A 13,546-nucleotide genomic window follows, 5' to 3' on the forward strand; every position below is an offset into this window, starting at 1 on the left:
TGAGTGATTTTTTGAATATATCTGTCAAAACTCGCAATATATCAACGATTCAACACAGGATATCGATTTACTGACAAAAAAAAACGAAAAGAGAGGTCATCCAAAAGGACAACCTCTCTTTTCTTATATCAATTAAAATTTAAACTCTTGTCCAACTTCAAAGCTATCTTCTAATACAAGAATACCTTTTTCTTGTGGAGCATCTGGAAGCTCTAATTCACGTGCTGAACAAATCATTCCAGCAGAAGGAACTCCGCGAAGCTCAGCTGGCTTGATTAACATACCGCTTGGCATTACAGCGCCGATTTTTGCAACGACAACTTTTTGTCCTGCATCAACGTTTGGTGCGCCACATACGATTTGTAATGTTTCTGTACCGATTTCTACTTTACAGATGTTTAGCTTATCGGCATTTGGGTGTTTCTCTTTTTCAGCTACATAGCCTACAACAAATTTCGGAGAAAGATCTGCTTCTACTGTTTCTTCAAAGCCGTTCTTCGCTAAAATTTCGTTAATTTTTTCTACAAGTTCTTTCGTTAATGTAAGGTTACCTGTTTCTTTTACTTCTAAGTAAGAAGATGCATTAAAGATGTTGAATCCTGCTGTTTCGTTACTTTCACGGTCATATACGCGTGCAACATCTCCTTTGCGATCAAAAGTACGGTTCTCTAAAGTAATATCTTGTAAGGCAACAATTAGAGTGTCACCAATTCCTTCAAGGTTGTAAAAAACGTTCACTTCGTTCATCCTTTCTCTTTTCCATCTGTCTTCTTCCGATTCTTCGCTAAAATAAAGATTGGTTCAAAGTCCCCATCTTCATATACGAATGAAAGTGATGTAATCGGAACATGCCCTTCGGCAAAAAATTTCATTGTCATTTGTGCAATAATATCATAACCGATTTCGTTGACGATATCAGCAATAATTAATACATCTTGGTGAGGAACAGCAACAACCATGTCACCAGAAATCTTTTCACGCATCGATTGTAGTAATGATTCGTTTAAAATACGAGTCGCATCATACCCATCATTTGTGTTTAAAAAGTAGAATGTATTACCTGCCACTGTGTCTTGTTTAAATTCATAACCTAATGAGCGAGCGTTGAATAATGCCATTTCACGCACTTGTTGCTCTGTAAGCCCTAATTTTTGTAATAAACGCTCGTCAATGAGACGATATGTTTTATTCGAATCTAGCGCATAGTAAATACGTGTTTCCGCCGTATGATCCGTCATAATAAACGGATTTCCTTCTTCTGCTTGTTTCGGGAAAGAAGTAGAGCGAATAACAGGTAAAATTTTCGCCGCGCTATTTTCTTCCTTATGCATCGCAATTAACGCTTCTTGTACGTAGTAGGCAACCTCTTCAATCGCCTTTTCTTTATTCACTTCCCATTTTGCTACAACTCCTGGAAGCGATACGTTAATACCTTTTTTTGAGTCTTTCTGTTCTATACGTAGAACTTCTTTCTCACTATCATACTGAAAGTCCCATTCCGGGCGAGATAATTTCTTCATTAACTCGTCTTTCATCTTTTTACTTGTCATCTTCATCTCTTTTTCCTCCCTTCCAAAAAAATAACCTCCCCCGCGAAGGTAGAGGTTGTTTTACAATTCAATTGGCAAATTGCCTTATTTTAAACCTTCAATGAACTCTTCGATTTGTTCTTGTGTTTTACGATCTTTGTTTACATAGCGACCTGTTTCTTCACCTTTATTGTACGCTACAAAGCTCGGAATGCCAAATACGTCTAATTTTACGCATAAATCAATAAACTCATCACGATCTACATAGTAAAATGAGAAATCACTATATTTCTCTTCTACTTCTGGCATAAATGGATCTACGAAGCGGCAGTCTGGACACCATTCTGCTGAGAACATAAAGATTACATTCTCTTCATTTTTTAACTCTTGGAATTGCTCCATGCTTTCTAATGATTTCATCTATATTTCCTCCTCTAACGAGTGCATTTTTTCATGTTATAATCTTTCCTTTATACTACCATACATCGCGCACGGTGCAAGGTTTATGCTTGCTTTTCATCATACTTATATTGCCCAACAAGTAACTTAACAACGTGTACAAATAATTCCGTACGGTCCACATAATCATCCGTAAAAATACCGATAGCACCTTCATGACTACGAATATCTTTTCTCTGTACAAACTCTTCCATCACTTCACTTAACTCCTTGCCCTCTTCAAGAGGTGCTAAAAAATCATCCGGTAACGTAATACGCGCCCCGCCGGCAACGAATGTTTTACCATCACTTGTTGCTAGTGCGCCCCAATTACACATAAATAAACCGTACTCCGTTTTCATCACGCCGCCCTCTAGTCCAATGCCAATTTGAGCTTCCCCTTCCTCTAGCGCTCGCTTCGCTCTATTGATCGCTCCTTGCATCGTCTCTTCATCTGAAAACGGTTGTGCTGCTACTCCTGAAGGAACAGAAAGAGATGTAATTTCGGCATCTTTCCAAACCTTCTCCACAGCTCCAACCTTCGTTTTATTCTTCGATCCAACTACTACTTTCATTTCATTCACCTCTATAAAAATTTATCATTTTGTTCTACTTAAATTAAACATCAATCACTACCATACATCACTGGGCCATCTATTCAACCTAAAAAAAGAAGGTGGATTTCCTCACCATTACCGTCTTCGAACACAAAAACAGCCTTCCTCTCTTTTCCTACTCAGGGTCTTAATACACCATTCGAACACCAATTAGGCACTGACCGCTCCCACACATGGATGGGTCATCTATTCAATCCAAAAAAAGAAAGGCTCTTCAGCCCTTCTTCTCTACGCGTTATTTTTAATTGTCTCTAACGTCGTTTTATCCGTTGCTCTTACAAGCTTCGTAATTAACTCTTTTGCTGCCGCATAGTCATCAACATGTAAAATAGAAGCATGTGTATGAATGTAACGTGCGCAAACACCAATCACTGCTGATGGGATACCTGAGTTACTTGTATGTACACGACCCGCATCTGTACCACCTTGTGAAATAAAGTATTGGTACGGAATGTTATGTGTTTCTGCTGTATCTAAAATGAATTCGCGCATTCCTCTATGCGTTACCATCGTACGGTCATAAATACGAAGAAGAGCACCTTTTCCTAATTGACCGAACTGTGTTTTGTCACCAGATGCATCGTTAGCTGGACTTGCATCAAGCGCATAGAAAATATCTGGTTGAATCATATTTGCAGCAGTTTGAGCACCGCGAAGACCAACTTCTTCTTGTACAGTCGCACCAGAGTACAATGTGTTTGGTAATGTTTCGTCTTTTAATTCTTTTAGTAATTCGATTGCAAGGCCACATCCATAACGGTTGTCCCAAGCTTTCGCCATAATTTTCTTTTCGTTTGCCATCGGCGTAAACGGGCAGATTGGCACGATTTGTTGTCCTGGTTTTACACCAATTTCAATCGCATCTTCATAGCTATCTGCGCCTATATCAATTAACATGTTTTTTATATCCATCGGTTTTGCACGTTGCGCGTCACTTAATAAATGAGGAGGGATAGAACCAACAACCCCAATAACAGGGCCATTCTTCGTCATAACTTGAACGCGCTGAGCTAATAGTACTTGGCTCCACCAGCCGCCTAAAGGTTGAAAACGAAGCATTCCGTTTTTCGTAATTTGCGTAACCATAAAACCTACTTCATCCATATGACCTGCTACAAGAACACGCGGGCCAGTTTCGTCCCCTTTTTTCAGACCAAATACGCTACCTAAACCGTCTTGTACAATTTCATCTGCATATTTGCTTAATTCTTGCTTCATAAAACGGCGTACATCATGTTCGAAACCTGATGCACCTTGTAATTCTGTTAACGTGCGAAATAATTGTAATGTCTCTTTATTCACGAAGTCCCCTTCTTTCAAACCTTAGTAGAATACCTCTTTTATTGTAACGAAATTTTCGAAATGTTTCTAGTTTCTTCTTTTTTAGCTGTATTTGCTTTATAATTATTATCGGTACACTATTTTTATTTTATAGAATTGAGGTGAATATATGAGCTGGAAAGGTTTAGTAGCAGGTCTTGGCGTTGGGTTCGCAGCTGGTTATTTCGTTGCAAACAAAGTACAAGAACAATCCCATATTTCTTCAGAAAAAGCATTGAAAATGGTAAAACAAGCATTAAGTCATAAAGGTGAAATTACTGGCTCTTGGGTACATATGGTTCCAGAGACATTTGAAAAATATGATGTCGCGTATGAAGTGTATCGCGGCGGTCTTACAACGATGTTAAATGATATACAAGAACGATTTGAATTTTTAGTTGATGCTAAAACAGGTACTGTTTTAGAGGTTATAGCAGCATAAACAGGAGGGTTCCCATTAGGTGAACCTCTTATTTTTTAATTGCAGATAGTGATTGAAATTATATCGGCGTTTTTTCGAATATATCGGCTGCAACTCCAAATATATCAGCGATTTTTGAAATATATCGACCGTAACTCAAATTATATCGGCGTTTTTTGAAATATATCGACTTACCGACAAAAAACGACAACAAAAAGGAGACTGCTCCAACAGACTGCTGGAACACCCTCCCATTTTTATGCTTCTATACCCGTTTTCCGTTCTATTTTTTCTACGATATGACCTTCCTCATTCCACTTTACTGCGCGATAATACGCGTCATGATAAAAAGTGAACCAAGCATCGTTTTCAGCACCATACTTCATCCACTTTTGCTTATTTTCAATCGATGTCATCGGATAATCATCATAAGCCATGACCCATAATACATTTTGATGGGCGTGCGTCGGCAATAGGTCTGCTAAATGCAGCATCGTTTCCCCTTTGCTTTCTAAAGCGATCACTGCGTGTCCGTCACTATGGCCGCCCGTATGCGCCATTTTTATTTCATCCGTAATTTCTATTTCTTGCTGAAACGTAACAACTTGGTCTACAATTGGCTTCCAATTTTCCTTCCAATATGTATTACGGGATCTAATATTTGGATTTCTCATTTCATTCCACTCTGTTTCACTTACGTAAACTTTTGCATTTGGAAAAGTTGGTACAAGTTGATCACCTTCCCATTTCGTTAAACCAGATGCATGATCAAAGTGAAGGTGCGTCATTAAAACGTAATGAATATCTTCAGGCTTTAGTCCCATCTTTTCTAAAGAATTCTCAACTGACGACTCTTCCGTTACACCTTGATTCCGCTTCATCTTTTCATTCAATTTACCATTTCCTATACCAGAATCAATGAGCATGTTGCCATCTTTCGTTTGTAAAAGTAACGGATCTGTTCGTAAATAAATATGATTTGTATCATTATGTTTATATTTACGTGACCAAAGTACTTTCGGCACAACGCCAAACATTGCTCCTCCGTCTAAATGTGTGTTCCCACCTTTTAGCCACGTCACTTTTATATCTCCAACTTGTAACTGTTCCATTTTTCATCCCCCTTTTCTTTTAATACTAACATAAAATTCTGATTATTTTAGACACAAAAAAACCTATGCATTACTGCATAGGCTCTGTACGATATTTTGCTTCTACTCGGTAAATGCGATGACCTTTACTAGAGAATTTCTCTTCGTACTCAGTCATAATGTTACCTTCAAAGTCGCTGTTATGAAGATCTAAGCTTAAGTAAGTTAGTAACATACCATACTCCGCCATACTCATAAGAGAATATTCAAATAAACCTTGGTTATCTGTTTTGAAATGAATTTCTCCGCCTTCTACTAACACTTCTTCATAATTGCGTAAAAACGTTTTGTACGTTAAACGACGCTTCGTATGACGTTTCTTTGGCCATGGATCTGAGAAGTTTAAATACACGCGATCAATCTCACCTTTTGCAAAGAAAACTGTTAAATCTTCAGCATCTTTATTAATTAACTTTAAGTTCGGTAATTCTTCTTCAATTAATTTATCCAGTGCATCTACAACAACACTTGTGAATTTTTCAATTCCAATATAATTAATATGTGGATTGGCTTTTGCCATATCATACATAAAGCGGCCACGACCTGTACCTACTTCGATGTGAATGGGTTGCTCATTTCCAAATACTTCTTTCCAGTTACCAGCGCGCTCCTCTGGGTTTCCGATTACGATATGTGAATACTCATTAATTCGATCCATTGCATATGGTTTATGTCTTAAACGCATAGATGTTTCCCTCTCTTTACATAGCTATTTTAAAGGAATAATTCCTTCTTTCTGTTTTTAATCAATCTACCAAACAAAAAACCAAGTACGTACGAGCACTCGGTCCGTTTCTTTCAAGTATAAGATGTACCATTTTGATAAAAACTACATACAGCATTAAACATTCCATGACGAAACAGCTTTTTCTCTTACTTTTCTAAGAAGAGAAAAACAATCGAAAGGATGATCCGTTCATGCCAATTAATCAACAACATCAATTAGAAGTGCTGAAAGATATTTTAGTCAATCACCAAAGTGATTGTTGCGGGACAGTTTCTGAATGCGAGCAATTAGAGCGTCTCATTCAATCGTTACTCGCAAACGATAATATAAGTAGTGACGCTAAAGCAATGCTAAACGATGTATATTCTTATAGTCAATCGGGTAAATCTTCCTCTAATTTGGACAACCACATTTCCAATAATCAAGAACAACTTACTCAGTGGATTGCTGGAATGGACAATTTTTCTTAAGTATTACTCTGAAGCAAGTAGTTGCTGTAAATATTGATGCCAATATTCAGCTTCTGCTTGCTGTTTTTTTGTTGTATGCCATTGAATAGACAAAATCGTTTGTGCTATCACATACCATCTCATACGTTTAAGCAGCGATTCATCCATTTCAATATCATAGTAACCGAGCCACTCACTCCATTCTTGGCGCGGAATGTACCAATATAATAACATACCGAGGTCTAGAGCTGGGTCAGCAATTACAGCTCCATCCCAATCAATTAAAAACAACTCATCTTCATCCGACAATAGCCAATTGTTATGGTTTACATCACAATGGCATACAACGAATTCATTGTATTCAATATCTTTTAATGAATCCATTAAATATTGAAGACCTTGCTGAATTGTTTCCTCATCCCTTATATCTCCTCTTAAAACAAGTTGCAGTTGTTGTAATAACTCTTGTGCGTGAAGCGGCTGCTTCCCAAGTCTCTGAATCATCTGCACAAGTGCTTTAGAGGAGTGTATTTTCTTCAAAAGTTTCGCAACACGTTCTAGTTTCATATCCTCTGGCTCTAACTTCTGTCCCGGAAGCCATTTTTGAGCAGAAATTACATCACCGTTCGTTATCCTTCTTGTCCAAAGTAATTTTGGAACAATTCCTTCTGCTGACAATACCGCTAAAAAGGGCGATGTATTCCGCTTTAAAAATAACTTCTGTTGTCCGTTTTGCGCAATATATGCATCGCCCGTTACTCCACCAGCCGGTACAAGACTCCACTCTTTTCCTAATAATTGTTCCAACCATTCCATATTCATTACCCGTTAACAAATCCTTATCTTTTATAGTTATGAAAAGAAAAACCGCAACATTTCTACACATGTTGTGGATTCATATATATTTTACTGTAAATGAAAAGAAAACTTGGCATAAGCCAAAAATTCTCTATTTTATTTTACAAAACCAGCCATAGAATGACAACTTATCAAAATCGTCACCTTTGTCAATTCTACATTTATTACATTCTCATCGTCAAGTAGCGATTTGTCACATTATCGTCAATATATACGTGCTAATCGGAGCGAGCCTAAGTTCCTTTCCTCTAAATGAAGAAATTGGCTCTATTTTCGCTTGCTTTTCGTTTACTAGCACATGCCACGTTTCTTCTTTCGGCAGTTGCACCGTTTTCGCTTCTAAACTGCTATTAAATAAAACGACAATTTCTTTCCACGGTCCAAACGACTCTATATTTTCTAAATGATATGCAAGTACTTCTGGAGATGTTTGCAAAAAATTCATATACTTTTTTATTAGGTCTGCATTTTGTAACCGGAATGCTCCGTGCTCTTTACGAATCGCAATTAAACCTTTTATATAGTTAACGGTCTCTATTTCTTTCTCTTTTCGATCCCAATCTAATTGATTAATTTCATCATTTGCATTATAACTATTTTCATTTCCTTGCTTCGTACGATAAAACTCTTGCCCAGCATGTAAGAAAGGGATGCCTTGCGACAGAATCACCATTGCAGTTGCTAGCACGTGACGTTTTTTCAAAATCTCTTCCGACTCTTCATTACTGCGCATTAGTTTATCCCACATCGTCATATTGTCATGACATTCTACATAGTTAATGCTTTGCACAGGCTCTAGAAACAAACCTGTTTCTTTCATACTCAAAAGGCTTCCTGATGCAATATACTGCAAATGATTACAGTCTACATACCCACCAAATGCAAAACCACGTTTATTTATATGAAAGGTACTCCCTTTTATCCCATCACGAAATTGATCATTAAATTGCGCAATATGCGGCATTTTCTTTGCGTTATTTAACGTTGCTTTTTCCTCTAGAGGAAGTGGTGTTTGTAGATCCCATCCTTCTCCTAATAGCAGTGCATCTCGCTTTATGTTTCGCACTTCTTTTTCTATTATATTTATTGTATCAACATCTAAAATTCCCATTAAGTCGAACCGAAATCCATCAACATTGTACTCTGTAAGCCAATATAAAATAGACTCTACAATGAATTTCCTCATCATTTTCCGTTCAGATGCTATATCATTTCCGACTCCCGTCCCATTAGAAGGCATACCATTTTCACCATGACGAAAATAATATCCTGGAACAAGCTTTTCAAATGACGATAGCTCTCTTTCATACACATGATTATATACAACATCTATAATCACCCTAATGCCATGCTCATGAAATGTTTCAATCAGCTGTTTACACTCTACGATCCTGTTATACGGGTCAGAAGGATTTGTAGCATAAAATCCCGTTGGTGCGTTGTAATATAATGGATTGTAACCCCAATTATACGCAGAGGAAGGGTTTGCCTCATCTACACCACCGAAACAATATAAAGGTAATAGTTCAACATGTGTAACACCTAAATCTTTTATATGAGACAAACCTGTTAACGTCCCATTTTGTCCTGTTGTTCCTTCTTCCATTAGCCCTTTATATGTTCCTTTTTTACTCACTCCACTATTCGGATGAATAGTAGCATCACGAATATGCAGTTCATACAATATGGCATCTGTCATTGCTTGTAAAGGTGGTAATTGCCCTCGCTTTGTTACATTCGTCTTTTCCAAATCAATAACAACGCCGTACTTCCCATTTACAGTCACTGATTTTGCATAAGGATCCACAGCTTCGTTCCATATTAAATTTATACAAACAAGAAATGTATACTTTTCTCCGGCTAAATCGCCTTGTAATGTATGAGCCCATACCCCATTTTCTTCTCTGTGCATTTCGTGATCGGTATATTCTTTATCACTTTTATAAATTCTTACTTTCGCAAGCCTCGCAGTTGGAGCCCATACTTTAAATGTAGTTGCTTCCTTTTGGTGTACTGCCCCTAAATCTGTACCTTCGTAATAATACTTTTCATCGAAAATCGCTGTTCTTATGACAGCACCTATTTGTAAATCTGTTTCTTCATTCCGTTCATCTCGTACTGTATAATACTTCCCCACATCTAGCGGCTCTTCTATAAAGCACTCATACTTCGTTGCATCCGGAAGCGCAATTGTATGAGCAATCGGTAAATCTTTCACGTTACTTCCTTCTTGCAAACGAAATGTCCGACTTGTTCCATACGCATGTGGGAGCAAAATTGTAATTTTATTCATTTCATCTAAATAGGCATCAAATGGACGTTTTACTTTCAACATAAAAAAATCACCATCATTCTTAAAGTTAAAATGAAACGAGCTGCAAATGATAAGGCTTTTCTTATCAGCGAAGCCCTATACAGTAACACATTATTCTTTATAGTATATTCACCTGTATAAAAAACGTTTTCATACATTCTATTTTTGTAATTTTATTTCAGCAATTGCTTTATATTTCGGTGTCTCCTTTACGTGAGATTCGTATAAAGTAATCGTATCCGCTTGAAATGATATTTCAGGCACTTCCTTTATATGTTCTAAATTAAACTTTTCTTCTCCTACCCATTTACGTGCAACAGTAATATGCGGATGATATGGGCGCGTTTCTAAAGAAAATCCATTCTCTTCACACATAACATGTACTCGCTTTTGCAATTGAAACAAATCTTGATTTCCTCTTACCTTTGCCCAAAAAATACGCGGCCTGTCTTCCATACCAAACGTTGAAAATCCTTGTAATGTGAACGATAGTTCTTTCATTTGTATAAGTGTTTGTAATCCATTCTTTATTCCTTCTAATTGTTCCTCTGTCGCACTACCTAAAAACGAAAGGGTAACATGATAGTCTTCTTTATGTACCCATGAACGAAATGGTAATTCCTCTTGCATTTCCTCTTTATAGTTAGACAGCATTTCTTTTATATGATTTGGTAACGTAATCGCGACAAAATAATGCAGTTCCATGTACATCTTCTCCTTCTTTCTATTGTTGCTTTTCTTTCTTATCTCATTCCATTAAAAAGAATCCAACTTCCCTACAAGTCTAACCAAGTTCAGGTCGCGTTAATAGATGAAATGATATCGACATTTCGACAAGGAACATCTGCTTACCAACAAACGACACGTAATAGAAAACCGTCCCAAAGAATGTATCGGGACGGTCTTTTATTATTTATATATCCATTACTTCGCTAATTCATAAATTGCTTGCGCGTAAATTGCTGTTGCTTTTAATAAGTCTTCAATTTCAATATACTCATCTTTTTGATGCGCAAGTTCTTCTTTTCCAGGGAACAATGGGCCAAATGCAACACCAGCTTTTAACGAACGAGCGTAAGTACCACCGCCAATTGCTAATAGTTCTGCTTTTTCACCTGTTTGTTCTTCATATACGCGCTGCAACGTACGAATTAATACGTGGTCTTTATCAACGTGATGCGGACGAGAGTTTGAATAATCAGCTACTTCAAATCCATGAGTACCCACATATTCTTTTAACTTTGCAATCATTTCTTCAAAGTTAGTCGTAACTGGATAACGTACGTTTAATCCTAAATTGCCACCATTCTCTTTCGTATAAGAAAGGCGACCAACATTCACTGTTAACGGACCACTAACCTCATCTTTATAAGCGATAGTAGCCTTTTCACCATAAATATCACCAATAAATGTTGCTGCTACAAATGTCGCAAACGATTCCCCTTTTCCATCAAGAGCAACTTTCGTTAAGAAGTTTGCCAGTAATAAACCTGCATTTTCTCCTTTTTCAGGAGTAGATCCGTGAGCTGAAACCCCTTTAATTTGCAACGTTACTGTATTACCTTCTACAATTGCTTCACCTATTTTTTTAGCAGTTTGTAAATACTCTTCATATGCTAATGTAAGTGCACTTACATCCTCTCCTGTAACAACCGCTTCTGCAAAATCAGGAACCATATTTAAACGGCGACCTGACTCAAATGAAACAAGTTCATATGTACCTTTATTCTCTTCACTACCATTTTGCACAACTTGTATATCAGAAATTCCTTTTTCTGCATTAATAATTGGAAAGTCCGCGTCTGGCGCAAAACCGATTGTTGGCATTTCTTCGTTTTTAAAGTAGTGATCTACACATTTCCAATTGCTTTCCTCATCTGTTCCTAAAATCATGCGAACACGTTTTGAAAGAGGTAATCCTAATTCTTTCACAATTTTCATCGCATAATAAGCTGCCATCGTTGGGCCTTTATCGTCAATTGCACCACGTGCAAAAATCTTTCCATCACGAATATCTGCACTATATGCAGGAGTCGTCCAGCCATCGCCTTCTGGTACAACGTCAACGTGACAAAGAATACCTACTAATTCTTCTCCTTGTCCCATTTCAAGATGACCTGCATACCCTTCTAAATTTTTAGAAGTAAAGCCTTCCGTTTCTCCTTTATGTAACATGAAAGATAAAGCTTTTTCTACACCTTCACCGAATGGTGCGCCCCCTTTCGCCGATTCTTCTTCCCATACACTTTTAATTTGTAAAAATTGTTGTGTATCACGAATTAAATCATCTTTTCGTTTTGCAACTTCTTCTGTCCAATTAATTGCTGACATCACGCATCCATCCTTCACTATATTGTTTCTTTCATCATAACAAACCGAAATCTCTTATGCCATATACGAAAACCAAATACCGAACAATTGTAATATTTCAGATATTTCTTATTAGTTTTTCTTTTATTTTTTCAAAAAAATTTGCAGGAATTTGGCGTTTTACGTAGAATTTTATGTGTTAGTTGACTGACCATATATACAATGTCAACTACCAATATTTTTCTATATGAATATTTGTTAAATTTCTGTAAAATTTAAGTAGATTAAAGCATGAATTTTATCATGTAGAGTACAATGGTAGTAACGACCTTCTTTCCTGAATGGGGTCAAAAAAACTAGTAGAGGAGTGGTTTTCTCTTGAAACCTACAACTACTCGTATGCTAACACGCATTAAATCAATTTATATGTACATCAATGAAAACGGAACGGTAACGACGAAAGACCTTGTAGATGAGTTCGGGATCACACCGCGAACGATACAACGTGATCTAAATGTGTTGCAGTTTAATGAACTCGTGTATAGCCCTTGCCGCGGTAAGTGGACAACAACAGGAAAGAAAGTGAGAATGACCTCATAACGAAAAATAATTGTATGTAAATAAATACATACCCCTTTCTAACTCATTAGAAAGGGGTCTTTTCTGCGCCTAAAAATAGCACTATTTCTCAGTATCTACTTGATATGTTTTTAACATCTCTACTTCTTCATCTGTTAGCTCTCGGTATTGTCCAAGTTCTAGCTCTTCATCTAACACTAACGGCCCCATCTCTGTTCTCTTTAAGTAGACTACTTTTTTCCCTACCGCTTCAAACATACGCTTCACTTGATGGAACTTTCCTTCTGTAATGACAAGCTCGATTTCAGAAATATCATCGCTTTTTAATATTGTAAGTGCACCTGGCTTTGTTTCATAGCCATCATCTAAAATAACACCTTTAGCAAACTCTTTTACATCCTCTTCCGTTACTACTCCTGCAACGTGTGCATAATATTTTTTCGGCACATGCTTTTTCGGAGATAACAATTGATGTGATAACTTCCCGTCATTTGTTATTAATAAGAAACCTTCTGTATCAATATCAAGTCTTCCCACTGGGAACGGATTAAAAATCGCATCTTCTAACTCTAATAAATCTATTACTGTTTCATGATTATCATCTTCTGTAGCTGAAATAACGCCTTGTGGTTTATGCATCATTAAGTAGACAAACTCTTTATATTCCACGACTTCACCGTGAATCATAACTTCTTGTTCTTCTACATTTACATGAACCTTTGCATCTTTCACCGGTATTCCATCAATTTTCACAACGCCGTCTTTCAATAATTTCTTTACTTCTTTTCTACTTCCATATCCCATATTTGCTAATAATTTATCTAATCTCACGT

15 protein-coding genes are annotated in these 13,546 nt (G+C 37.1%); 3 read left to right on the forward strand and 12 right to left on the reverse strand.

All coding sequences use genetic code 11. From position 1 onward, the window contains the following. Positions 1 to 132: 132 nt before the first annotated feature. The 5 genes from ytpR to PSR14_RS25225 all read right to left on the reverse strand — a co-directional run bounded on the left by ytpR (position 133) and on the right by PSR14_RS25225 (position 3,886). Complete coding sequence (gene ytpR, locus PSR14_RS25205; protein WP_001006759.1) at positions 133 to 747, reverse strand: YtpR family tRNA-binding protein; 615 nt, start codon at positions 745 to 747, stop codon at positions 133 to 135. Beyond that, a complete protein-coding gene (locus tag PSR14_RS25210) occupies positions 744 to 1,556 on the reverse strand; it encodes a DUF1444 domain-containing protein (protein ID WP_000784603.1) in 813 nt (270 codons plus the stop codon). The genes ytpR and PSR14_RS25210 overlap by 4 nt, the downstream gene beginning before the upstream one ends. A 78-nt stretch (positions 1,557 to 1,634) precedes the next feature. Next, positions 1,635 to 1,949, reverse strand: coding sequence for a thioredoxin family protein (locus tag PSR14_RS25215; protein WP_000838188.1), 315 nt, complete (start codon positions 1,947 to 1,949; stop codon positions 1,635 to 1,637). A gap of 83 nt (positions 1,950 to 2,032) precedes the next feature. Then, the gene (locus tag PSR14_RS25220; protein ID WP_000869929.1) at positions 2,033 to 2,542 is read right to left on the reverse strand and encodes a DUF84 family protein; all 510 of its coding nucleotides are present in this window, start codon (positions 2,540 to 2,542) and stop codon (positions 2,033 to 2,035) included. Between the two features lie 270 nt (positions 2,543 to 2,812). Beyond that, a complete protein-coding gene (locus PSR14_RS25225) occupies positions 2,813 to 3,886 on the reverse strand; it encodes a M42 family metallopeptidase (RefSeq protein ID WP_001031510.1) in 1,074 nt (357 codons plus the stop codon). Between the two features lie 148 nt (positions 3,887 to 4,034). On the opposite strand from PSR14_RS25225, the gene PSR14_RS25230 reads away from it, so the two are divergent. Continuing rightward, positions 4,035 to 4,346, forward strand: a complete 312-nt coding sequence (locus tag PSR14_RS25230; protein WP_000118540.1) for a PepSY domain-containing protein — start codon at positions 4,035 to 4,037, stop codon at positions 4,344 to 4,346. Between the two features lie 236 nt (positions 4,347 to 4,582). Here PSR14_RS25230 and PSR14_RS25235 read toward each other — a convergent pair whose 3' ends face one another. Together PSR14_RS25235 and trmB are read right to left on the reverse strand one after the other, a co-directional pair. Next, a complete protein-coding gene (locus PSR14_RS25235) occupies positions 4,583 to 5,437 on the reverse strand; it encodes an MBL fold metallo-hydrolase (protein WP_098487686.1) in 855 nt (284 codons plus the stop codon). Positions 5,438 to 5,507: 70 nt separating this feature from the next. Further along, a complete protein-coding gene (trmB, locus tag PSR14_RS25240) occupies positions 5,508 to 6,161 on the reverse strand; it encodes a tRNA (guanosine(46)-N7)-methyltransferase TrmB (protein ID WP_001239380.1) in 654 nt (217 codons plus the stop codon). 233 nt (positions 6,162 to 6,394) lie between these two features. Here trmB and PSR14_RS25245 point away from each other — a divergent pair, with 233 nt between their 5' ends. Beyond that, positions 6,395 to 6,673 (forward strand): YtzH-like family protein, encoded by a 279-nt coding sequence (locus PSR14_RS25245; protein ID WP_001122234.1) that lies wholly within the window; start codon positions 6,395 to 6,397, stop codon positions 6,671 to 6,673. A 3-nt stretch (positions 6,674 to 6,676) separates the two neighbouring features. Here the strand turns inward: PSR14_RS25245 and PSR14_RS25250 are convergent, their stop codons facing one another. From PSR14_RS25250 to pepV, 4 genes are all read right to left on the reverse strand, one after another. Then, positions 6,677 to 7,474, reverse strand: a complete 798-nt coding sequence (locus PSR14_RS25250) for a phosphotransferase family protein (RefSeq protein WP_098487687.1) — start codon at positions 7,472 to 7,474, stop codon at positions 6,677 to 6,679. Between the two features lie 229 nt (positions 7,475 to 7,703). Beyond that, the gene (gene pulA, locus PSR14_RS25255; protein ID WP_098487688.1) at positions 7,704 to 9,845 is read right to left on the reverse strand and encodes a type I pullulanase; all 2,142 of its coding nucleotides are present in this window, start codon (positions 9,843 to 9,845) and stop codon (positions 7,704 to 7,706) included. A gap of 138 nt (positions 9,846 to 9,983) precedes the next feature. Further along, on the reverse strand, positions 9,984 to 10,529 hold the full coding sequence (gene thpR, locus PSR14_RS25260) for an RNA 2',3'-cyclic phosphodiesterase (protein WP_000418993.1): 546 nt from the start codon (positions 10,527 to 10,529) through the stop codon (positions 9,984 to 9,986). Positions 10,530 to 10,748: 219 nt separating this feature from the next. Next, the gene (pepV, locus tag PSR14_RS25265; RefSeq protein WP_076856609.1) at positions 10,749 to 12,155 is read right to left on the reverse strand and encodes a dipeptidase PepV; all 1,407 of its coding nucleotides are present in this window, start codon (positions 12,153 to 12,155) and stop codon (positions 10,749 to 10,751) included. Between the two features lie 357 nt (positions 12,156 to 12,512). Between pepV and PSR14_RS25270 the strand changes: the two genes are divergently transcribed. Continuing rightward, the gene (locus tag PSR14_RS25270) at positions 12,513 to 12,734 is read left to right on the forward strand and encodes a DeoR family transcriptional regulator (RefSeq protein WP_000805512.1); all 222 of its coding nucleotides are present in this window, start codon (positions 12,513 to 12,515) and stop codon (positions 12,732 to 12,734) included. 81 nt (positions 12,735 to 12,815) lie between these two features. On the opposite strand, the gene PSR14_RS25275 is transcribed toward PSR14_RS25270, so the two are convergent. Continuing rightward, entirely contained in the window at positions 12,816 to 13,544 is a 729-nt protein-coding gene (locus PSR14_RS25275; RefSeq protein WP_001234931.1) for a pseudouridine synthase, read from the reverse strand. Positions 13,545 to 13,546: the final 2 nt, after the last annotated feature.

The organism is Bacillus sp. A01H (assembly GCF_045277205.1).
GTDB lineage: Bacteria > Bacillota > Bacilli > Bacillales > Bacillaceae_G > Bacillus_A > Bacillus_A paranthracis.